General features: G+C 67.5%; 20 protein-coding genes. 6 read left to right on the top strand and 14 right to left on the bottom strand.

The genetic code is table 11. From position 1 onward, the window contains the following. Positions 1 to 31: 31 nt before the first annotated feature. The 5 genes from EV645_RS04535 to EV645_RS04515 all read right to left on the bottom strand — a co-directional run bounded on the left by EV645_RS04535 (position 32) and on the right by EV645_RS04515 (position 4,824). Complete coding sequence (locus EV645_RS04535) at positions 32 to 1,177, bottom strand: Mrp/NBP35 family ATP-binding protein (protein WP_130440031.1); 1,146 nt, start codon at positions 1,175 to 1,177, stop codon at positions 32 to 34. Positions 1,178 to 1,403: 226 nt separating this feature from the next. Further along, positions 1,404 to 1,967, bottom strand: coding sequence for a PspA-associated protein PspAB (gene pspAB / locus EV645_RS04530; protein ID WP_130440029.1), 564 nt, complete (start codon positions 1,965 to 1,967; stop codon positions 1,404 to 1,406). 107 nt (positions 1,968 to 2,074) lie between these two features. Next, complete coding sequence (gene htpX / locus EV645_RS04525; protein WP_130440027.1) at positions 2,075 to 2,977, bottom strand: zinc metalloprotease HtpX; 903 nt, start codon at positions 2,975 to 2,977, stop codon at positions 2,075 to 2,077. Between the two features lie 40 nt (positions 2,978 to 3,017). Beyond that, a complete protein-coding gene (locus EV645_RS04520; protein ID WP_130440025.1) occupies positions 3,018 to 3,557 on the bottom strand; it encodes a DUF1003 domain-containing protein in 540 nt (179 codons plus the stop codon). Beyond that, positions 3,547 to 4,824, bottom strand: a complete 1,278-nt coding sequence (locus tag EV645_RS04515; protein ID WP_130440023.1) for a magnesium transporter MgtE N-terminal domain-containing protein — start codon at positions 4,822 to 4,824, stop codon at positions 3,547 to 3,549. The genes EV645_RS04520 and EV645_RS04515 overlap by 11 nt, the downstream gene beginning before the upstream one ends. A gap of 88 nt (positions 4,825 to 4,912) precedes the next feature. Here EV645_RS04515 and EV645_RS04510 point away from each other — a divergent pair, with 88 nt between their 5' ends. Further along, positions 4,913 to 5,881 carry a transcriptional regulator TrmB gene (locus tag EV645_RS04510; protein WP_130440021.1) on the top strand — a complete coding sequence of 323 codons (969 nt, stop codon included), beginning with the start codon at positions 4,913 to 4,915 and terminating at the stop codon, positions 5,879 to 5,881. On the opposite strand, the gene EV645_RS04505 is transcribed toward EV645_RS04510, so the two are convergent. After that, complete coding sequence (locus tag EV645_RS04505; protein ID WP_130440019.1) at positions 5,882 to 6,409, bottom strand: hypothetical protein; 528 nt, start codon at positions 6,407 to 6,409, stop codon at positions 5,882 to 5,884. 96 nt (positions 6,410 to 6,505) lie between these two features. Here EV645_RS04505 and EV645_RS04500 point away from each other — a divergent pair, with 96 nt between their 5' ends. Next, complete coding sequence (locus EV645_RS04500; RefSeq protein ID WP_130440017.1) at positions 6,506 to 7,468, top strand: HpcH/HpaI aldolase/citrate lyase family protein; 963 nt, start codon at positions 6,506 to 6,508, stop codon at positions 7,466 to 7,468. Here EV645_RS04500 and EV645_RS04495 read toward each other — a convergent pair. Beyond that, a complete protein-coding gene (locus tag EV645_RS04495; RefSeq protein WP_130440015.1) occupies positions 7,465 to 8,076 on the bottom strand; it encodes a VOC family protein in 612 nt (203 codons plus the stop codon). The two genes, EV645_RS04500 and EV645_RS04495, sit on opposite strands and share 4 nt — an antisense overlap. A gap of 41 nt (positions 8,077 to 8,117) precedes the next feature. Next, positions 8,118 to 8,774, bottom strand: a complete 657-nt coding sequence (locus tag EV645_RS04490) for a peptidylprolyl isomerase (RefSeq protein WP_130440013.1) — start codon at positions 8,772 to 8,774, stop codon at positions 8,118 to 8,120. A gap of 132 nt (positions 8,775 to 8,906) precedes the next feature. On the opposite strand from EV645_RS04490, the gene EV645_RS04485 reads away from it, so the two are divergent. Both EV645_RS04485 and EV645_RS04480 read left to right on the top strand, forming a co-directional pair. Next, positions 8,907 to 10,355, top strand: a complete 1,449-nt coding sequence (locus EV645_RS04485) for a serine/threonine-protein kinase (RefSeq protein ID WP_130440011.1) — start codon at positions 8,907 to 8,909, stop codon at positions 10,353 to 10,355. A 106-nt stretch (positions 10,356 to 10,461) separates the two neighbouring features. After that, positions 10,462 to 11,652: an acyl-CoA dehydrogenase family protein gene (locus EV645_RS04480; RefSeq protein ID WP_130440009.1), complete on the top strand. Its 1,191-nt coding sequence runs from the start codon at positions 10,462 to 10,464 to the stop codon at positions 11,650 to 11,652. Between the two features lie 79 nt (positions 11,653 to 11,731). Here the strand turns inward: EV645_RS04480 and EV645_RS04475 are convergent, their stop codons facing one another. After that, a complete protein-coding gene (locus tag EV645_RS04475; RefSeq protein ID WP_130440007.1) occupies positions 11,732 to 12,748 on the bottom strand; it encodes an ArsR/SmtB family transcription factor in 1,017 nt (338 codons plus the stop codon). 175 nt (positions 12,749 to 12,923) lie between these two features. After that, positions 12,924 to 14,030, bottom strand: coding sequence for a magnesium and cobalt transport protein CorA (locus EV645_RS04470; RefSeq protein WP_242000206.1), 1,107 nt, complete (start codon positions 14,028 to 14,030; stop codon positions 12,924 to 12,926). Between the two features lie 75 nt (positions 14,031 to 14,105). Between EV645_RS04470 and EV645_RS04465 the strand changes: the two genes are divergently transcribed. Together EV645_RS04465 and EV645_RS04460 are read left to right on the top strand one after the other, a co-directional pair. Beyond that, the gene (locus EV645_RS04465) at positions 14,106 to 14,636 is read left to right on the top strand and encodes a YflT domain-containing protein (RefSeq protein ID WP_130440005.1); all 531 of its coding nucleotides are present in this window, start codon (positions 14,106 to 14,108) and stop codon (positions 14,634 to 14,636) included. Positions 14,637 to 14,682: 46 nt separating this feature from the next. Then, on the top strand, positions 14,683 to 15,237 hold the full coding sequence (locus EV645_RS04460; protein ID WP_338419127.1) for a MaoC family dehydratase: 555 nt from the start codon (positions 14,683 to 14,685) through the stop codon (positions 15,235 to 15,237). Positions 15,238 to 15,399: 162 nt separating this feature from the next. Here EV645_RS04460 and EV645_RS04455 read toward each other — a convergent pair whose 3' ends face one another. The 4 genes from EV645_RS04455 to EV645_RS04440 are packed head-to-tail and all read right to left on the bottom strand — an operon-like array spanning position 15,400 to position 19,779. Next, entirely contained in the window at positions 15,400 to 16,707 is a 1,308-nt protein-coding gene (locus tag EV645_RS04455; protein WP_130440001.1) for an alpha-L-fucosidase, read from the bottom strand. A gap of 18 nt (positions 16,708 to 16,725) precedes the next feature. Continuing rightward, positions 16,726 to 17,574 carry a carbohydrate ABC transporter permease gene (locus EV645_RS04450; RefSeq protein WP_130439999.1) on the bottom strand — a complete coding sequence of 283 codons (849 nt, stop codon included), beginning with the start codon at positions 17,572 to 17,574 and terminating at the stop codon, positions 16,726 to 16,728. Next, positions 17,564 to 18,505, bottom strand: coding sequence for a carbohydrate ABC transporter permease (locus tag EV645_RS04445; protein ID WP_130439997.1), 942 nt, complete (start codon positions 18,503 to 18,505; stop codon positions 17,564 to 17,566). The genes EV645_RS04450 and EV645_RS04445 overlap by 11 nt, the downstream gene beginning before the upstream one ends. Next, complete coding sequence (locus EV645_RS04440) at positions 18,505 to 19,779, bottom strand: ABC transporter substrate-binding protein (RefSeq protein WP_157997001.1); 1,275 nt, start codon at positions 19,777 to 19,779, stop codon at positions 18,505 to 18,507. Before EV645_RS04440 ends, EV645_RS04445 begins: the two co-directional genes overlap by 1 nt. Positions 19,780 to 19,803 lie beyond the last annotated feature (24 nt).

Here is a 19,803-nt window from a genome sequence, read left to right as displayed (position 1 = left end):
CAACACCAACCAACGGCCACCTTCAGCCGGATTACCGGCCCGCGGGGGAGAGGCCGAGTTGGCGGCCGAGCAGCCCTCGGGGCTTGCCGCCGAGGGTGGACGCGATCTTGTCGAGGACCTGTGCAGCTGTCGTGTCGGGGTCGGCCGCGACGAGCGGCTGGCCGAGGTCGCCGCCGGAGCGGAGCCGTTCGTCCAGCGGGATCTCGCCGAGCAGCGGGATCGGGTAGCCGAGGCGGGCGGACAGCGTCTCCGCGACGCGAGTGCCGCCGCCGGAGCCGAAGATCTCGATGCGGTGCTCAGGACCGCAGTGCGGGCACGGCAGGTACGACATGTTCTCGACCACGCCGGCGACCCGCTGGTGGACCATCTGCGCCATCGTCCCGGCGCGCTCGGCGACCTCCGCGGCGGCTTCCTGCGGCGTTGTCACCACGATGACCTCGGCGCTGGTCAGCCGCTGGCCGACCGAGATCGCGATGTCACCGGTGCCGGGCGGCAGGTCGAGGAGCAGTACGTCGAGGTCGCCCCAGTACACGTCCGCCAGCATCTGCACGAGCGCCCGGTCCAGGATCGGGCCGCGCCACGCGACGACCTGGTCGCGCTTCGGCTTCAGCATGCCGATCGAGATCACCTTCACACCGTGTGCGGGCACCGGCATGATCATGTCGTCCACCGCGGTCGGCCGCTCGTCCGCGACGCCGAGCATGGCCGGCACCGAGTGCCCGTAGATGTCCGCGTCCAGTACGCCGACCGACAGGCCCTGCTGCGCCATCGCGACCGCGAGGTTGACCGTCACCGACGACTTGCCCACGCCGCCCTTGCCGGACGCGATCGCGAACACCTTGGTCAGCGAGTCGGGCCGCGAGAACGGGATCTCCTTCTCGGCCACGCCGCCGCGCAGCTGCGTCTGCAGGGCCGCCCGCTGCTCGGCCGACATCACGCCCAGGTCGATCTCGACCCCGGTGACGCCGTCGAGTTTGCTCACCGCGGCCGTGGTGTCGCGGCGGAGCGTGTCCTTCATCGGACAGCCCGCGACAGTCAGCAGGATGCGGACCGCGACCACGCCGTCCTCGCGAACGACGACGGATTCGACCATTCCCAGGTCCGTGATCGGCTTCTTGATCTCCGGATCCAGCACGCCACCGAGCGCCGTGGTGACCTGATCAGCAGTGGGAGCCATGCCCCAAGGCTACGTGCTCACCCCACCCCACCCGACCACGGTCCATGTGACGTAGGCCCGGCAAGGCAGCCCTAACCCCGTCCCGCCACGAGGGATAGCCCCTGACAGGAGGGGATATCCGCTCGTGTTGAGGGTTCTTCACTGGTACACGATGGGAAAACCCCCAGTAGGAGGGGATATCCGCTCTTGTTGGGATGGCGGCGGGGGTGCGGTGGGGCGGGGTGGGTTACAGGCCGGGGGCGCCGTAGATGGGGAACCAGCGGGAGAGGTCTTGTTCGAAGTTGAGATCGGCGCCGATGACGGACTTGATCTGGAGTTCGGTGGCGTTGTCGCGGCGGTCGGTGCCGGCCGGGACGAACGGGTACCAGGTGCCGCGCTTGTAGAGATAGACCAGGCCTACCGACTGGGTGCCGTTGCTGAAGGCGACCAGCGTGCACAGCAGCGCGGAGCCGAAGCCCGCATCCACGAGTGACGTGTTGACGGCGTGTAGGTCGGTGACCAGGGTCTCCAGGTCGTCCGGAGCCGTCTGCCGGACCAACCACGTGAAGCCGTACGAGTCTGTCGTGCTGGTGAGCTTGCCGTTGTCGAGCGCGAGCAGCTTGTCGACCTCCTCGCGGAGGGTGGAGAACCCGCCCCCTTCGGCTGCCTTGAAGCAGACCGAGCCGCTGCCGGTCGGACGGTAGCCGGCCGCGGTCTCCAAGGTGATCGCGGCCGACGGAACGGAGAACAACTGGTCGAGGTTCGGCGGGACGGCTTTGCTCCGGCCAAGCAGGATGTCGAGAAGGCCCATAGGTCGAGGGTATGTCGCTCGGCCCCACGCCTACTGCGCTGCACTCGGCACGGCACCTCGCCGCACCGAGCACATGCTCGCTACGGCGTGGGGCCGAGCGACATACCCTAAGCTTGCTCGCCCAGCTCGCGGGACAGGACACCGAGGCGGTCGAGGCGCTTCTCGAGCGACGGGTGGGTCGAGAACAGCGACGAGAGGCTGGCGCCCGCCTTGCCGGAGATCGCCGGGGCGAAGAAGAACGCGTTGAACGCCTCCGCCTGGCGCAGGTCGCGCGACGGTATCCGCGCGATGTCTCCGCTGATCTTCGTCAACGCCGATGCGAGTGCGGACGGTCTCCCGGTCAGCATCGCGCCGGCCCGGTCGGCCGCCAGTTCGCGGTACCTCGACAGGGCGCGGGTCAGCAGGAACGAGATCGCGTACACGACGATCGACACCGCGATGATCGTCAGCACGATGACTGCCGTGTTCTGGTCACGGTTGCGCCCGAGTCCGCCGTACAGCCCGAAGCGGGTGATCAGGCCGGCCAGTACGCCGAGGAACGACGCGATCGTCATCACGGCGACGTCGCGGTGTGCGACGTGGGAGAGCTCGTGCGAGAGCACGCCCTCGAGCTCGTCCTGGTCCAGGCGGCGCATGATGCCGGTGGTCACGCAGACCACCGCGTTCTTCGGGTTGCGGCCGGTCGCGAAGGCGTTCGGCAGGTCGACGTCGGCGATCGCGACGCGCGGCTTCGGCATGTCGGCCAGCGCGCACAGCCGGTCGATCGTGCCGTGCAGCTCCGGAGCCTCCTCCGGCGTGACGATCCGGCCGTGCATCGCGTACAACGCGATCCGGTCGGAGAACCAGTACTGAACGAACAGCGCACCGCCCGCGATGACGACCGCCAGGACGGCGCTCTTCGTCAGCGCGATCAGCAGAGCGACGAAACCGACGTACAGCAGACCGAGCAGGAAGCTGGTGATCAGCATCCGGCTGGACAGCCCGCGGTCAGGCGCAAATCGAGTCTTCATCCCACGTCCTTCCTCACCTGATAGTGAGGGTAGCTCGGGGTCAAACCCGGTCGTCCTCGCGGCTGTTCAGGTCCAGATCGGCGAGCAGCGAGCGAAGCTCGGAACGAAGGAAGTCGCGGGTCGCGACCTCGCCGACGGCCATCCGCAGCGACGCCATCTCACGGGCCAGGAACTCCATGTCCGCACGGGTCCGGGCGTCGACGCCGCGGTCGCGCTCGTACTGGACCCGGTCGCGGGCCTCCTGCCGGTTCTGGGCGAGCAGGATCAGCGGAGCGGCGTACGACGCCTGCAGGCTGAGCGCCAGCGTCAGGAAGATGAACGGGTACTGGTCGAACCGCACGCTCTCCGGCGCGAAGATGTTCCAGCCGACCCAGAACAGGATCGTCGCGGTCATGTAGACCAGGAACTGCCCGGTGCCGAGGAAGCGCGCGATCCGCTCGGACAGCCGCCCGAACGCGTCCGCGTCGTACGTCGGCCGCGGTACGAACGTGCGCCGCCAGTCCCGCGGTATGTCGAGCCGCGTCGTCGTACCGCGGAACAGCCGGCGCTCGTCCGAGGACCGGCGGTCGTCACGAGGCATCGTGGTCCCCCTCCTGCTCGCCATGATCGGAACGGTCATGCTCCCGCCAGTCGTCCGGGAGCAGGTGATCCAGTACGTCGTCAACAGTCACCGCACCGAGCAGCCGGCCTTCGTCGTCCAGCACCGGCGCCGCGACCAGGTTGTACGTCGCCAGGTACTTGCTGACCGTCTGCAAGCTGTCGTCCGGCCGCAGCCCGTCCAGATCGGTGTCGAGTACTGCGGACACCAGCTCGGACGGTGGCTCGCGCAGCAGCCGCTGGATGTGGCCGATCCCGATGAACCGTCCGGTCGGCGTCTCCAGCGGCGGACGGCAGACGTAGATCATCGCGGCCAGTGCCGGACTGAGATCCGCGTTGCGCACATGGGCGAGCGCATCGGCCACGGTGGCGTCCACCGGCAGGATGACCGGCTCGGACGTCATCAGACCGCCGGCAGTGTGCTCCTCGTAGGTCAGCAGCCGCCGTACGTCCTCTGCTTCGTCCGGCTCCATCAGCGTCAGCAGGCGCTCGGCGGTCTCGGTCGGCAGCTCCGCGATCAGGTCGGCCGCGTCGTCCGGGGACATCTCCTCCAGTACGTCGGCGGCTCGCTCGGTGTCCAGCCCGTCGAGGATCTCGACCTGGATGTCCTCGGGCAGCTCCTCCAGCACATCGGCCAGCCGCTCGTCGTCCAGCGCGGCTGCGATCTCCTTGCGCCGCTTGGCGGACAGATCGTGCAGTACGCCGGCCAGGTCCGCGGCTCGCATCGATTCGAACGCGGCCAGGATGTGCGTGGCGCCCTGGCCCTCTTCGTCCTGGGTGAACCCGGTGACGTCCCTCCAGTCGAGCACGTAGGTCTGTCCGCGGCTGCGGAACCGCTTGGAGCCCTCCCGGACTGCCACTTTGGTCAGCAGCCAGTCGCGGGTCCGCCACTGCTCCATGGCCATGTCGTAGACCACTGCGGTCGCACCTGTGTCGGTGATGGTGACAGTCCGGTCGAGCAGCTCTCCCAGCACGAGTACTTCGGTCGGACGCTGCTCGAAACGCCGTACGTTGAGCAGGCCGGTCGTGATGACGTGGCCGACGTCCACAGAGGTGACACGGGTCATCGGGAGGAAGATGCGGCGCCGGGTGAACACCTCGACGACCAGGCCGAGCACGCGGGGCGGCTGGTCGTCCTGGCGCATCATCGCCACTACGTCGCGGACCTTGCCGACCTGGTCGCCGTTCGGGTCGTAGACCGGCAACCCCGCCAACCGGGCGACGTACACGCGCGACGGTGATCCGGTCATGTCCGAAGGCTAACCCGCGGAGCCGGTGTCTCAGCTGAGGACGCTTCGTAGACTTCTTACCTCGGGCAACGGTGAAGTGGGGAATGACATGCTGGGATCGACCGGGCTCGGGACCGAGAGCGAGGCGGCCTACCTGGACCTGATCCGGTGGGGCGCTGCCTCACCGGCGGAGCTGGCCGCGCGGCTGGGGTGGCCGGTGGAGGAGGTTCAGCGAGCGGTCGACGTACTGCAGGGCGAAGGGTTCGTGCACCGTACGCCGGCGCCGGGCGAGCTGATCGTTCCGGTGCCGCCGGAGCTTGCCGTGGAGCAGCTGGTGCAGCGGCAGGAGGAGGAGTTCGAGCGGATCCGCAAGGCGGCGTACCGGCTGGCAGCTGAGGCGACCAGGCAGGGCGGGGCGCGGCGGACCGAGGAGCTCATCGAGATCGTCACTGGTGAGCCCGCGGTAGGGCTGGCGTTCGATCGGGTGCAGCGGACGGCCCGGGTAGAGATGCGTGAGCTGGTTGCACCGCCGTACGTCGCTTCGGCTGAGGTCAATAGCACTCAGCTGGCGAGGCAGGGCGCTGGTGTGGCGTATCGGGTCGTCTACGACAGCTCAGCGCTCGGAGACGCCGTACTGGCGGCCAGCGCGGTCAGTCACGTGCGGGCCGGGGAGCAGGCGCGTATTGCCGACCTGTTGCCGACCAAGCTCGCCGTAGCGGACCGGGAGCTCGCATTGCTCCCACTGGACTGGGCTACACCGGCGCAGGACGCCGCTCTGCTGGTGCATCCGTGCAGTCTGCTCGATGCCCTCGTCGCACTGTTCGAGACCGTGTGGAACCGTGCCAGCCCGCTGTCGGTGACCGAGACGAACAGTCTGGAGGCCGAGGAGGCGATGTCGGCCGAGGACCGGCACCTGCTGTCTCTCCTGGTCGCCGGTCTGACCGACGACGCGGCCGGTGCGAGGCTCGGGATCAGCCGGCGCACGGTGGCGCGCCGCGTGCAGCAGTTGATGGAGCAGACACACTCACGCTCACGTCTGCAGCTCGGCTGGCACGCACGCGACCGCGGTTGGCTGTAGTCAGCTCAGCTTGGGGCGACGGCGGATCGGGCGATGCAGGGTGATGGGTGCCTTGCCGCGGGTGGTCGCACTGGTCGGGATCGGGGCCTCGGCGCGCGGAGTGGCGTCGTAGCGTCCCGGTGTCTCGGTGATTTCGCCGGTCGGCTCCAGCACGAGGATGTCGGCCTCCGTCTGCCAGCGGTCGAGCTGAGTGGCCAGTCCGGCCGCGTTGAGGCGCTCGGTCCGCAGTACCTGGGCTGCCGCCGTCCACTCGTCGGTCCCGGGCTCCAGCCGCCGGACGGTCGCGGTCCAGCTGGCCAGGCGGTTGGTTGCCGGTTTGGCCGGTACGACGACCTGCGCCATGCCGGCCGTAGCCAATCCGGGCAGCGGCTGCTCGGCGCTGCCGGCGGCGTCAGCCAGTACGACGTACTGCCCGTCGACGGTCGCGAACCACGCCGGGGCGGGGCGTCCGCCGTTCCAGGACAGCCAGACCAGACCGGCCTTCTTCATCACCCCGGCGATCTCCGTCACAGCGTCCGCGTTCTCCACGGGCCAAGAGTGTCACAGTGAGCGATGTCACCGGGCAGGTCGCGTGCGTTTCGCCGTACGCTGCCGGTGACCGGTGGGTAACCGAGTGGAGGTCACATGTCGGAACAGGTTTTGCGCAGTCGGCGGTCGTGTCTGGCCACGCCCGGGTCCAACCCGCGGTTCCTGGCCAAGGCGAAGGGGCTGGATGCGGACCAGGTGTTCCTGGACCTCGAGGACTCGGTCGCGCCGATCGCGAAGGCGGACGCCCGGAAGAACATCGTCGCCGCGCTGAACGAGGGCGGCTGGGGCACGAAGTTGCGCGTCGTCCGGGTGAACGACTGGACCACCGAGTGGACGTACGCCGATGTGATCGAGGTCGTCGGCGGCGCCGGCGCGAACCTCGACTGCATCATGCTGCCGAAGGTGCAGACCGCCGAGCAGGTGGTCGCGCTCGACCTGCTGCTCACCCAGTTGGAGAAGGTGCACGGCTACGAGCCGGGCCGGATCGGCATCGAGGCGCAGATCGAGAACGCGCTCGGCCTGACCAACGTGAACGCGATCGCGCAGGCCTCGCCGCGGGTCGAGACGATCATTTTCGGCCCGGCCGACTTCATGGCCTCGATCAACATGAAGTCCTTGGTGGTCGGCGAACAACCGCCTGGGTACGACGTCGGCGACGCGTACCACTACATCCTGATGCAGATCCTGATGGCCGCGCGGGCGCACGGCAAGCAGGCGATCGACGGCCCGTACCTGCAGATCAAGGACGTCGACGGTTTCCGCCGCGTCGCGGGCCGCTCGGCCGCCCTCGGCTTCGACGGCAAGTGGGTCCTCCACCCCGACCAGATCGCTGCCGCCAACGAGGTCTACTCGCCCCGCCAGGACGACTACGACCACGCCGAGAACATCCTCGACGCCTACGACCACTACACGTCGGCAGCCGGCGGCGGACGCGGCGCAGTCATGCTCGGCGACGAAATGATCGACGAGGCCTCCCGCAAAATGGCCCTCGTCATCTCCGCCAAGGGCCGCGCCGCCGGCCTCTCCCGCACCGACGTCTGGCAACCCCCGGCGGACTAAGGCCCGACCTGCGCCATGATCGCGAGTAGGTGGCCGTCGGGATCGGGGAAGAAGGCCATCCATTCTTCGACGCCGTTGTCGTGTTTGTGGATCAGGTGGGGCGCTTGCTCGAAGTCGACGCCGCGCGCGGAGAGTTCGTCGTACGCCGTTTGGATGTTGTCGACGCGGAAGTAGATGATCGACGGCTCGGCGGCGGTTTCGCTGGTGCTGAGGAACAGGCGGGTGCCGCCGCAGTCGAAGAAGGCCAGGTCTCCGAAGGTGTAGAGGTGCGGGAGACCTAGTACGTCGCCGTAGAACTCGACCGCCTTCTCGATATCACTCACCGGGCGAGCGATCTGCCCGATCGAACCTAGTTGCAGCATGTCCGTGCCTCCCGATCGTTGTAGCGCGCTGTCAGCGGGCACGCCGCGCCAGCTGCGGAGCTCGGCCCGCCGGTGCAGGCCAAGCTTCAGCAAGGCGTTGGCGACGTGGAACTTGACCGCGTCGACGCTCACCCCGCGGCGCTGCGCGATCTCGCGGTTCGACATGCCGTGGCGCACCAGGTGCACCACCCGCCACTCGGCAGGCGTCAGTACGTCGGGATGTCTCGGTCGTCCGCGGGTGCCCACGTCGCCACGGTAAGGCCGGGAGGCGGGGAATTACCCTCCCCTCAGAAGCTCCAGACCTTGTAGATGCGGATCGGCTTCACCGGCGGGCCGTCCTGGTCGGGGTCGGCGATGCCGGCGGCGACCATCCGGTCGAACGTCGACATGCCGGCGATCACGTGGCCGAGGACGGTGTAGTTCGGCGGGATGTTCGCGAACGAATGGACGACGAAGAACTCGCTGCCGTTGGTGCCCGGGCCTTGGTTGCCATAAGCAACAGTGCCGCGCGGGTAGGTCTCCTGGCCCGTCACCTCGTCCGGGAACTTGTACCCCGGCCCGCCTTCCTCCTGGCGGTAGATGTCGCCGCACTGCAGTACGCCGAGGCGCGTCGAGTTCGTCAGCCGGAAGCACTGCGTCGAGTCGTAGAACCGGCTCTGTACCAGGTGGACGAAGTTGTGTACCCCGCACGGCGCGTTGGCGCGGTCCATCCGGACGACGAACGGGCCGTAGTTCGTCACGAAGAACACGTCGACCGTGCCCCTCGCGCGCGCCGTCGCGGACGGGATCCGCACTGGCTTGGCCGCCGGGTTCTCGGGCGTCGGCGTGAACTCGCACTTGACCACCGGCTTCGGGCGGTGAACCGGGGCGGCGGACGCGGTAGTCGTAGTCAGCGTCGCGGCGACGAGGACGGCCGCGATCAGGGCGGGAATCGATCGCTTCATGCGACACACCGTAGTACTCCGATCGCAGTCTGCAGAGGTTCCGGGAAGGCTTTCTGAAGGTTTCGGCCGCGGACTCGATCCTCCGGCGCTTCCCGCCTAAGGTGTTGCGGTCCACTGCGGAAGGTGTGGTTTGTGAACGGCGAGGTACTGGCAGGTCGGTACCGGTTGGTGTCCCTGCTCGGCAGGGGCGGTGCGGGAGAGGTGTGGCAGGCCGAGGACACCGTCCTCGCCCGGCAGGTGGCGGTCAAACTCCTCAGGAGTCTCGACGGCGACCCCATGGACGCGGTCCAGCGGTTCCAGGCGGAGGCGCAGGCCGCAGCGCGGCTGAGCCATCCGAACGTCGTCGCGACGTACGACGTGGGCGCGGCCGGCGACCACGTGTTCCTGGTGATGGAGCTGGTCCAAGGCCCCGACCTCCAGAAGCTCATGCGTACTGCGGGGCTCCCGACAGCCGAGCTGGTCACGGACATCGCCATCCAGGGCGCACGCGCTCTGGACGCGGCGCACGAGGCCGGGATCGTCCACCGGGACGTCAAGCCGGGCAACCTCCTGCTGGCGCCCGACGGCACGCTCAAGATGACCGACTTCGGCATCGCCAAGCGCGCCGGCAACGAGACGACCGGACTGGGCGTTCTGCTCGGTACGGCGTCGTACGTGTCGCCGGAGCAGGTCCGTGGCGAACCGGCCACGCCGGCCAGCGACTGGTACTCGTTCGGCTGTGTCCTGCACGAGCTCCTGACCGGTACGCCGCCCTTCACCGGGCCGACTGTCGATGTGGTGATGCGCCAGCACCTCGACGTACCACCGCCGCCGATCACGCGTACCGACGTACCGGCGGAGCTGTCGAACCTCGTCACGCACCTGCTGGCGAAGAACCCGGCAGACCGGCCGTCGTCGTCCGCTGATGTGGCTGCACTCCTCACACCGGCCAGCCAGACCCAGGTGCTGGCGTTTACACCGCCTGCAGCAGAGGACGTTCTCGGTGTCGGCAAGTGGGAGGACGACGACGAACAGGCTGCTACCAGCGGACACCGGGCGTCGCGACGCGCTCTCCCACTGGCAAAGATCGGTGTAGCGGCCGCTGTCGTCGTAGTCGGTGTAATAGCTGCTCTGCTGCTCCGGGCCGGTGTGGCGACCGATCCGCCGGCGCAGGCCGGTGGTACGCCGTCAGCACCCGTGGTGAAGGCGACCAGCGCGCCCAAGACCACACCAGAGTCCAAGCCGACGCCGTCGAAGACTCCGTCGAAGAAGCCCACGCCGAAGCCGACCACCAAGCCGACGCAGCAGAACCCACAGGCGGCTCTGGTGCAGAACCTGCGCACGCTGGCCGCACAGGTCCGCGCGACTCAGCAGGGCAGCCGCAGCAAGGCGCCACGCGACGCGGCGCAGCAGCTGGACCGGGCTGCCGAGGCGCTCGACCACGGCGACACGGACGCAGCGGCGCGGAACTTCTACGCGGCCCGGCAGCGCCTGTTCGAGGCACAGCAGCATCACCGCTGGCAGGCGACGCCGCAGATCGCTGCGCTGTTCCAGACAGTCGGGCAGGCACTCCCACGCCCGGACCACGACAACAACGAGTGAGCCACGCGACCTCCGTCAGGTGGTCGATGTCACAGCGGGTGTCACCCTCGCACCGGGATGCTGAGAACCGCGATACTCGCGGGTAAGCCGACCGAAGGAGCCGAGGATGAGCAGGCTGCAGCAGACCGACGGGCTGACCGACGTCCAGGAGGAGATCCTGAAGACGGTCCGCGCGTTCGTCGAGGCGGAGATCCTTCCGGTCGCCACCGAGCTCGAGCACCGCGACGAGTACCCGACCGAGATCGTCGAGGGCCTCAAGGAGCTCGGCCTGTTCGGGCTGATGATCCCCGAGGAGTACGGCGGCCTGGGCGAATCGCTGCTCACGTACGCACTGTGCGTCGAGGAGATCGCCCGCGGCTGGATGAGCGTCTCCGGCATCATCAACACGCACTTCATCGTTGCGTACATGCTGCTGCAGCACGGCACCGACGAGCAGAAGCAGAAGTACCTGCCCCGGATGGCCACCGGTGAGGTCCGCGGCGCGTTCTCGATGTCCGAGCCGGGCTGCGGTTCCGACGTGGCCGCGATCAAGACCAAGGCCACTCGCGAGGGCGACGGCTATGTGATCAACGGCCAGAAGATGTGGCTGACCAACGGCGGCTCGTCGAACCTGGTCGCCGTCCTGGTGAAGACCGACGAGGGGCAGGACTCGGTCTACAAGAACATGACCACGTTCCTGGTCGAGAAGGAGCCCGGGTTCGGCGAGGTGGACAAGGGCCTCACGATCCCCGGCAAGATCGAGAAGATGGGCTACAAGGGCGTCGACACGACCGAGCTGGTCTTCGACGGCTACCGGATCGACGGCGCCCAGATCCTCGGCGGCGTACCGGGCAAGGGTTTCTACCAGATGATGGACGGCGTCGAGGTGGGCCGCGTCAACGTCGCGGCGCGCGGGTGCGGTGTCGCGCGGCGGGCGTTCGAGCTGGGCATCACCTATGCCCAGCAGCGGGAGACCTTCGGCAAGAAGATCGCCGAGCACCAGGCCGTGCTGTTCCGGCTCGCCGACATGGCGGTGAAGGTCGAGGCGGCGCACGAGCTGATGGTGAAGGCGGCGCGGAAGAAGGACAGCGGCTCCCGCAACGACTTCGAGGCCGGCGTGGCGAAGTACCTGGCGAGTGAGTACTGCTCCCAGGTGGTGGAGGACTCGTTCCGCATCCATGGCGGGTACGGGTTCTCCAAGGAGTACGAGATCGAGCGGCTGTACCGCGAGGCCCCGATGCTGCTGATCGGTGAAGGTACGGCCGATATCCAGCGGATGATCATCGGCCGACGCCTGCTCGAGGACTACAAGCTCTGACGAACCGACCGGCACGCTGGGTCGACAGGCGGGGCGGTGCCGGTCGGCCCAGCGTGTGGCGGGGCAGGGGATGTGGGGGCTAGACGGGTGTCTGCGCCGGTGGCCGGGTGTGGCCGGAGCCGTAGCCGGACAGCAGCCAGATGCCCAGCTGGGTGATTTCGTGGCGCACCGACGCACCGGCCCGGCGGGTGGTGATGAGGCCGGCCTCCCGCAGCACCGTCGCTTGGTGGCTGGCGGCGGCCGGGGAGATGCTGCAGCGTTTTGCCAGCTCGGTCGTCGTACAGCCGCTGACAGTCGCCTCCAGCGCGGCCGCGCGGGTCGAGCCGAGCAGTGAGCCCAGCGGGTCACTCGAGAGCGCAGGCTCCGCCGACGCCTGCCGCAGGATCCCCGGCGCGTGCTGGATCGGGTACACCAGGATCGGTTTGAGGTCCGGGTCCCGCAGCTTGGTCGGCACCTGCCAGCAGAACGCCGAGGGCTGCAACTCGATTCCCCTGCCATCGAGATACAGATCGCGGTCGTTCATGTCCAGCACCTGCAGGACCGGTGCCACCCACCGGACCCGCGGATGCAGCGACGACAGCAGCCGGTCCACCCCGTGACGGGCCAACGCCTCCCCACGATGGGCGTGGTCCGCGGACACATGCGTGCCGATCGACTTCCAGTACGGCGCGATGGCCGCGTCGTGGTACGTCCGGGTGGCCCGGCCGAGCTTGTGCATCGACGTCCGGCCGCCCTGCGCCAGCTCTCTGGTCCACGGCGAGGCCGGACGGTACGTCCCGAGCAGGTCGAGCTGGCTTTGGAGCTGCTGCCGCGGCGTCGCCAGTGTCTGCTCCAGCGCCGAGTCGAAGTCCGGTGCGGACTCCGCCGGCGTCAGGAAGTCGGGGGAGTAGCCCTTCGACGGGGTCAGCTCCAGCAGCAGCCGCATCTGGTCCGGCGCGACCCTGGCCCGCACCTGGCGGCGCCAGTCCTCGAAGATCAGCCGGCCGTCCGAATGCTGCAGCATGTGCAGGCTGAGCAGCACCTCCCACAGCGGCGCCGGCTTGGTCGCGACAGTGACGCGGGCAAGGTCCCGTGGCGTGAAGTGGATTCGAAGCACCGCTAGTCCCTCCCCTTGGTCGCAGAACGTGCTCGATTCCTGACCGAACGCGACGGCAGAATTCAATCAAGGCAGCGGATTGGTCCACAACCGTTTGAACATTCCAATCCGCAAGTACTCCCGGCCATGGCAAAAGGTTGCCAAGTCGTCCGTCAGACGGTAGAGAACACCCGGGTCACAGCCAGTGGTTCCGCTTGAACAACCGGTAAAGGACGAAACACGCCGACGCCATTACTCCGAGTACGACGAAGTACGCGTACTTGAGGCGGAGTTCGGGCATGTAGTCGAAGTTCATGCCGTAGATGCCGGCGATCATCGTGGGCACCGCGAGGATGGCAACCCAGGCCGAGATGCGCCTCATATCCTCGTTCTCGGCCACCTGCACCTGGGCCAGTCCGGCCTGCAGGATCGAGCTGAGCAGCTCGTCGAACGAGATCACCTGCTCCTTCACTCGTTGCAGGTGGTCGTCGACGTCGCGGAAGTAGTTCCTGGTCTCGTCGGCGATCAGCGGGTTCCGCAGTGTCGACAGCGCGCGCATCGGGCCGGTCAGCGGCGCTACAGCCCGCTTGAGCTCCAGGACCTCGCGCTTCAGCTGGTAGACCTTGTCGATGTTCCGCCAGCCACGCGGTGTGAACATGCCGGTCTCGATCGAGTCGATGTCGGCCTGTACGGCGTCCGCGACCTCCAGGTACCGGTCTACGACGTGGTCGGCGATCGCGTGCAGTACTGCGCCCGGACCGGAGGCCAGTCGTTTCGGCTCCTTCTCCAGCTCCTGGCGCAGTCCGGTCAGCTCACTGTGTTCACCGTGCCGGACCGTGACGACGAATCCGGGTCCGCAGAAGACCATGACCTCGCCGGTCGCGACGACCTCGCTCGTCGCGGTCAGGTCCCGGTGCGGGACATATGTGACCGTCTTGAAGACCGCGAACAAGGTGTCGGCGTACCGCTCGAGTTTGGGGCGCTGGTGTGCCTCCGACGCGTCCTCGAGCGCCAGCGGGTGCAGACCGAACTCGTGGCCGACGATGGCGAGCTGGTGGTCGGTCGGCTCGAACAGGCCGATCCAGACGAACCCCTGGCCGCGCCGGGCCTTGGCCAGCGCATCGGTGTACGAATTGACCCGCTGGTCGCGGACGCCGTCGCGGTAGAGGCCCCAGTCGATCAGGGCGCCCTCGAGCTTGCCGGTGACCACGTCGTCCGGCGGGCGGCCGTCAGCGCCACCGCGGCGGGCGAAGACCCGTCCTACTCGGCGTGTCGCGCCCATGTCCCACCGTCGCCCGGCCATCACGGCGAGGCTATCAAGACGCGGTAACCAGCTGTCGGCAATGATGGGGGTGGACGCACGTGGAGAGGAACGACGATGACCACGCAGGGCATGCCCTCGATGGACCCCAGACCGACCGGTCTGACGATCGGGACGTACGACACCTACCGGGAGGCGCAGCGAGCTGTCGACTATCTCTCGGACGAGAAGTTCCCGGTTGAGCACACGACCATCGTCGGCAACAACCTGCGCCAGGTCGAGAAGATCACCGGCCGGCTCACGTGGGGCCGCGCGCTGACCGCGGGTCTGGCCAGCGGCGCCTGGTTCGGTCTGTTCGTCGGTCTGCTGCTGGGCCTGTTCACCACGGGCAACTGGCTCGCGGCCTTGCTGACTGGTGTCGTGCTCGGTGCGTTCTTCGGACTGGTGTTCGGTGGGCTCAGCTACGCGCAGTCCGCCGGCCGGCGTGACTTCACCTCGCGGACTGCCGTGGTGGCGACGACGTACGACGTACTGTGCGACTTCAAGTTCGCTGAAGAGGCCCGGAACCACCTGGCCAAGTTGGCGCTGAAGGGCGAGGTCCACCCGCGGATGCCGGACCTCCCGGTGCAGCAGCCCACCCAGGACTGATCAGTGACGTATCTCTCGCGTCGGTGAGAGCCAGACCACGGTCCGGATGCGCCTGGACCCGGCAGCATGGGGAATCCAGGACCGAGGAGGAACCGCGATGCAGTTCGGGCGCAGCTACGAGGAGTTCGAGGTCGGTGCCGTCTACAAGCACTGGCCCGGCAAGACGGTGACGGAGTACGACGACCACCTGTTCTGCCTGCTGACGATGAACCATCATCCGCTGCACCTGGACACGCACTACGCCGAGGAGACCACCCAGTTCGGCAAGAACGTTGTGGTGGGCAACTACATCTACTCGATCCTGCTGGGCATGTCCGTCCCCGACGTCAGCGGCAAGGCGATCGCGAACCTGGAGATCGAGTCCCTCCGCCACATCGCCCCGACCTTCCACGGCGACACCATCTACGGCGAGACCGTAGTACTGGACAAGTGGGAGTCGAAGTCGAAGGACGACCGCGGCATAGTCCACGTAGAAACCAAGGGCTACAAACAAGACGGCACAGTGGTCTGCCTCTTCCGCCGCAAGGTAATGGTCCCCAAAAACACCTACCTAGAAGCCCGCGGCGGCGAACAACCCGCCCGCCCCACCCCAGCCACCTAACCCACCCCGCCCTCCGCGCCCCGCCCCGCGTTTGATGGGTTCACCTACCGCGTTGTGGGTTCACCCATCGGTGGGAGGGGCGTGAACCCACAACGCGATAGGTGAACCCATCAAACGGGGAGCGAGAGCGAGAGCCGGCGGTACGTCGGACTCGCGGGGCGGTCAGGTCAGGAAGAGCTCGATGACCGGGACCTCGACGTTCGGGCGTTGGATGGGGAGTTTGAGGGTGAGGGTGTCGGGGGAGACGCCGCCCATGCGGGTGTTTTGGGCGGTTTGTTTGGGGTCGTTGGTGATTCGTTTGATTTCGGATGCGTCGTTCAGGAGTTGGGCGTACTTGACCTTGCCGCCCAGGCCGGGGAGGTGGACCTGGCCCATCGGCCAGGAGAACAGGTGCAGGTAGAGGCGGTTGCCCTTCTGCGTGTAGCGGGCGTCGGTCGGCGGCGTGTACTCCGACGGCCTGGCGCCGCGGATGGAACGCTCATGCAGCCGCATCCACTCGCCGATGTCGGCCAGCGTCGCCAGTGCTCGCGGGTCGAACTCGCCGCGCCCGGTGGGACCGACGTTGAGGAGCAGGTTGCCGTCCTTGGAGACGGAGTCGACCAGCATCTTCACCAGCGTCTCCGGTGACTTCCAGTCGAGGTTGTCCCGGTCGTAACCCCAGCTGCCGTTGAGCGTCTGGCAGGCCTCCCACAGCACCGGTACGCCGTCGCGCTCCATCGGACCGTCCGGCTGGTACTGCTCCGGCGTGACGAAGTCGCCCGGGATGTCCAGCCGGTCGTTGATCAGGATGTCCGGCTGCAGCTCCCGGACCATCGCCATCAGCTCGACGGACCGCCACTCGTCCTTGCCCTTGCCGTTCCCCGGTCCGGGCAGCCCGTCCTCCCGGTTCCGGTTCGGGTACGAGAAGTCGAACCACATGATGTCGATCGGCCCGTAGTTCGTCAGCAGCTCACGAGTCTGCGCGTGCAGGTAGTCGGCGTACACCTGCACGTCGCGTCCCGCCGCCTTAGCCTGCGCCTCCTCGTCGTACCGCTGCGGGTGCACGACGTCGATCGGGAACTCCGGGTGGTGCCAGTCGATCAGCGAGTGGTAGAACCCGACCCCGAGCCCCTCGGCCCGGCACGCCTCGACGAACTGCTTCACGAGGTCCTTGCCCGCACCCCACGCGGTGTGCGCGACCGTGTAGTCGGACACCTCGGAGTCCCACAGGCAGAAGCCCTCGTGATGCTTGGTCGTGAGTACGGCGTACTTCATGCCGGCGCCACGTGCGGCAGCGGCCCACTTGCGCGGGTCGTAGAGGTCCGGCTCGAAGTGGTCGAAGTACGGCTGGTAGTCCTCGTCGGTCAGCCGTTCACGGTTCTTCACCCACTCGTGCCGGGCCGGGAGCGAGTACAGGCCCCAGTGGACGAACAGGCCGAACCGCCAGTCGCGGAACCGCTCGACAGAAGCCGCGGGAGGCGTATCAGTCATACAAGTTTCTCCTTAGATTTAACGGCCGCCGAGTCCGGTGACGAGCAGGCCGCGGACAAGGTGTTTCTGCAAGAGGACGACAAGCAGCACGGTCGGGATCATCGCCATCACCGAGGCCGCCATCATCAGGTTCCACTGGGTGCCCTGCTGGCCGACGAACTGCGCCAGGCCCAACGGCACCGTGCCCTTGTCCTCGACGCTGTTGATGATGATCAACGGCCACAGGAAACTGCCCCAGAAGCTGATGAAGGTGAAGACGGTCAGTACGGCGATGGCCGGCCGCGCGAGCGGGAGCATGATCCGGAAGAACGAGCCGAACGGACCGCACCCGTCCACCCGGGCCGCCTCCTCGAGCTCGGCCGGGACGGTCAGGAAGAACTGCCGCAGCAGGAACGTGCCGAACGCGGTGAATGCCCAGGGCAGGATCAGCGCCCAGTAGCTGTCCACCCAGCCGAGCGACTGCATCAGCCAGTACATCGGCACGATCAGCACTTCCTGCGGCACCATCAGCGTGCCGAGGAACAGCACGAACAGTTGCTCACGGCCCCTGAATTTCAGCCGTGCGAAGGCGTACGCCGACAGGCTCGAGGCAGCGACCACCACCAGGGTGCCGGCCACCGCGACGAACAGGCTGTTCAGGAAGTAGCGGTCGAACGGCGCGAATGTGAACGCGTCCGCGTAGTTCTTCCAGCGGATCTCGGAGCCGAACAGGTGCGGTGTCGGCGTGAACACCTCGTCGGCGGGCTTCAGCGACGTCGACACGGCGTATACCAAGGGACCGAGGAAGACGATCGCGACGATGATCAGCAGGGTGTGCGAGACGCCGCTGCGAACCTTGCGGACGGCGCTGTTGGTCTCAGACGTCATAGTTCACCCACCGCTTCTGGCCGAAGAACTGGATCGCGGTGATGCCCATGATGATCACGAACAGCACCCAGCCGGCCGCGGACGCCAGCCCCATCTGGAGGAACTGCCAGCCCTGGTTGTAGACGTACATGACGATGGTCTGGGTGGCGACGCCCGGGCCGCCCTGGGTCAGGATGAACGGCTGCGCGAACACCTGGAACGACGTGATCAGGGTCATCGTGGTGGCGAAGAACATCGACGGGGTGATCATCGGCCAGGTGATGTAGCGGAACCGCTGCCACGGCCCGGCGCCGTCGATCTGCGCGGACTCCAGTTGTGACTGCGGCACCTGGTCGATCGCGGCCGAGAAGACCAGGAAGTTGTAGCCGAAGCCCTGCCAGATCGACATCGCGACGATCGCCGGCATCGCCCAGTTCGACGAGCCGAGGAAGTTCGGCGCGTCGATGCCGAACCAGGCTTGCAGACCGCCGTCGATCAGCCCGCCGGGCTGGAACAGCAGCCGCCAGACCATCACGTTGGCGACCATCGGCGTCATCACCGGGATGAAGAACAGCACCCGGAACACCTGCCGGCCCCTGATCTGCGGGCCGAGCCAGACCGCGAGCCCGAGCGAGACGACCACGTTCAGCGGGACGTACAGCACCACGAACAGCACGGTGTTGAGCACCACCCGGCGGAACACCGGGTCGTGCAGCAGATGCGAGTAGTTGCCGAAGCCGAGGAACGAGCGGGTTCCGAACACCGGCCAGTCGAACAGGCTGATGCCGAGCGCCATCGCGGTCGGGAACAGCGTGAACAGGGCCAGCCCGCCGAGGCTCGGCGCCAGGAAGACCGACGCGTACCGACCGTCCCGGCGCAACGCGGGCCGGCGCCCCGCCCGGGCGGCACGCGGAGGTGCGCCCGGGGGAGCAAAGGTTGTATCGGTTGCCATCAGGAACCAGCGCCTGCCTGGTCCTGGATGGTCTTCAGCGCCTGCTCGGGCGGGATCTCACCGTTCAGCGCCTGCGTTCCGAACCGGTTGAGCAGGTCGGCGACCTGGACCCAGTTCTTCGAGGTGACCAGCGGGATCGAGTTCTCGGAGGCGTAGTCGATGGTCTCCTTCGCACCGTCGATACCTGCGGCGGTGAACCAGGCCGGGTGCGCCACGGTGCGGGCCGGGTACGCGCGGCCGGCCTGGGCCAGCACGGTCAGCGGCTTCTCACTCGTCATCGACATGATGGCCTGGAAGGCCGCGTCGGGCGTCTTGCAGGACCGGGAGATGCCGAAGCCCGAGCCGGCGGTGTAGGTCTTGGATCCGTCCGGACCGGCCGGGATCGGCGCGATACCGAGGTCGAACTTGACCTTGCCCTTGGTGTCGATCAGCGACCACGGACCGTTCAGTTGCATCGCTGCCTTGCCGCCGGTGAACTGCTGGGTCTCGAAGTCCGGGTTGCCGCCCGGCACCTGCGGGGCGATCTTGTCGGTCTTGACGAAGTCGACGTACTGCGAGAAGCCCTGCTCGAACTTCGAGTCGGTGAAGTTGAGCTTGCCGTCGGACAGCGGCTCGGCGCCGGTCATCGTCCGCACCCAGGACATCGTGCCGAGGTCACCGGGGGTCGTCACCAGGCCGGTCTTGCCGGCGGCGGTCAGCTTCTTCGCGGCGGCCTTGAAGTCGTCCATCGTCCAGCCCGGCTTCGGGTCCGCTACACCGGCAGCCTTGAACATGTCCTTGTTGTAGAAGATCACCATCGGGCCCGAGTCGTACGGGATCGCGATCTGCTTCCCGTCCGCCTTCAGGCCGTCCATGATCGGCTTGTCGAAGTCCTCGACCTTCAGCCCGTACTTCTTCATCAGGTCGTCCAGCGGCAGCATCGCGCTGGCGTACGACGCCATCCGCAGGCTCTGCATGCCGATGATGCAGGGTGCCTTGCCGCCGGCCAGCGTGGTCCCGATCTTCGACCAATAGCTGTCCCAAGGGGCGCCCTGGAGCTTGACGGTGATTCCGGCGTGATCGGTGTGGGCCTGGTCGGCGACCTTCTGCCAGGCGGCCTGGTCCTCGCTGCCGGCGATCCAGAACGACCAGGTCAGGTCCGCCTTGTCGGCCGATCCCGAACTGCCACTACCGCCACTGCCGTTGTTGCCCCCGCAGGCGGCCACGGCGGTCAGGGCCAGGACCGACAGAGCGGCGGTGACCCATCGGCGTGTCCGCGCCGGTGTTGCTTTCATCGCTGACCTCCAGGGGACAGTGCT

Source organism: Kribbella rubisoli (genome assembly GCF_004217145.1).
Lineage (GTDB): Bacteria > Actinomycetota > Actinomycetes > Propionibacteriales > Kribbellaceae > Kribbella > Kribbella rubisoli.
The sequence above is the reverse complement of the archived record's forward strand: the minus strand, read 5'-3'. Positions and strand labels throughout refer to the sequence as shown.

Excerpts from the sequence above, each read along its gene's own strand:
- EV645_RS04470 (WP_242000206.1), bottom strand. The coding sequence starts at position 14,030 with ATGGCCGGGCGACGGTGGGACATGGGCGCGACACGCCGAGTAGGACGG.
- EV645_RS04450 (WP_130439999.1), bottom strand. The coding sequence starts at position 17,574 with ATGACGTCTGAGACCAACAGCGCCGTCCGCAAGGTTCGCAGCGGCGTC.
- EV645_RS04445 (WP_130439997.1), bottom strand. The coding sequence starts at position 18,505 with ATGGCAACCGATACAACCTTTGCTCCCCCGGGCGCACCTCCGCGTGCC.
- EV645_RS04440 (WP_157997001.1), bottom strand. The coding sequence starts at position 19,779 with ATGAAAGCAACACCGGCGCGGACACGCCGATGGGTCACCGCCGCTCTG.
- pspAB (WP_130440029.1), bottom strand. The coding sequence starts at position 1,967 with ATGGGCCTTCTCGACATCCTGCTTGGCCGGAGCAAAGCCGTCCCGCCG.
- htpX (WP_130440027.1), bottom strand. The coding sequence starts at position 2,977 with ATGAAGACTCGATTTGCGCCTGACCGCGGGCTGTCCAGCCGGATGCTG.
- EV645_RS04460 (WP_338419127.1), top strand. The coding sequence starts at position 14,683 with ATGCGCCTGGACCCGGCAGCATGGGGAATCCAGGACCGAGGAGGAACC.
- EV645_RS04480 (WP_130440009.1), top strand. The coding sequence starts at position 10,462 with ATGAGCAGGCTGCAGCAGACCGACGGGCTGACCGACGTCCAGGAGGAG.
- EV645_RS04465 (WP_130440005.1), top strand. The coding sequence starts at position 14,106 with ATGACCACGCAGGGCATGCCCTCGATGGACCCCAGACCGACCGGTCTG.
- EV645_RS04490 (WP_130440013.1), bottom strand. The coding sequence starts at position 8,774 with ATGAAGCGATCGATTCCCGCCCTGATCGCGGCCGTCCTCGTCGCCGCG.
- EV645_RS04535 (WP_130440031.1), bottom strand. The coding sequence starts at position 1,177 with ATGGCTCCCACTGCTGATCAGGTCACCACGGCGCTCGGTGGCGTGCTG.
- EV645_RS04455 (WP_130440001.1), bottom strand. The coding sequence starts at position 16,707 with ATGACTGATACGCCTCCCGCGGCTTCTGTCGAGCGGTTCCGCGACTGG.
- EV645_RS04500 (WP_130440017.1), top strand. The coding sequence starts at position 6,506 with ATGTCGGAACAGGTTTTGCGCAGTCGGCGGTCGTGTCTGGCCACGCCC.
- EV645_RS04510 (WP_130440021.1), top strand. The coding sequence starts at position 4,913 with ATGCTGGGATCGACCGGGCTCGGGACCGAGAGCGAGGCGGCCTACCTG.
- EV645_RS04520 (WP_130440025.1), bottom strand. The coding sequence starts at position 3,557 with ATGCCTCGTGACGACCGCCGGTCCTCGGACGAGCGCCGGCTGTTCCGC.
- EV645_RS04515 (WP_130440023.1), bottom strand. The coding sequence starts at position 4,824 with ATGACCGGATCACCGTCGCGCGTGTACGTCGCCCGGTTGGCGGGGTTG.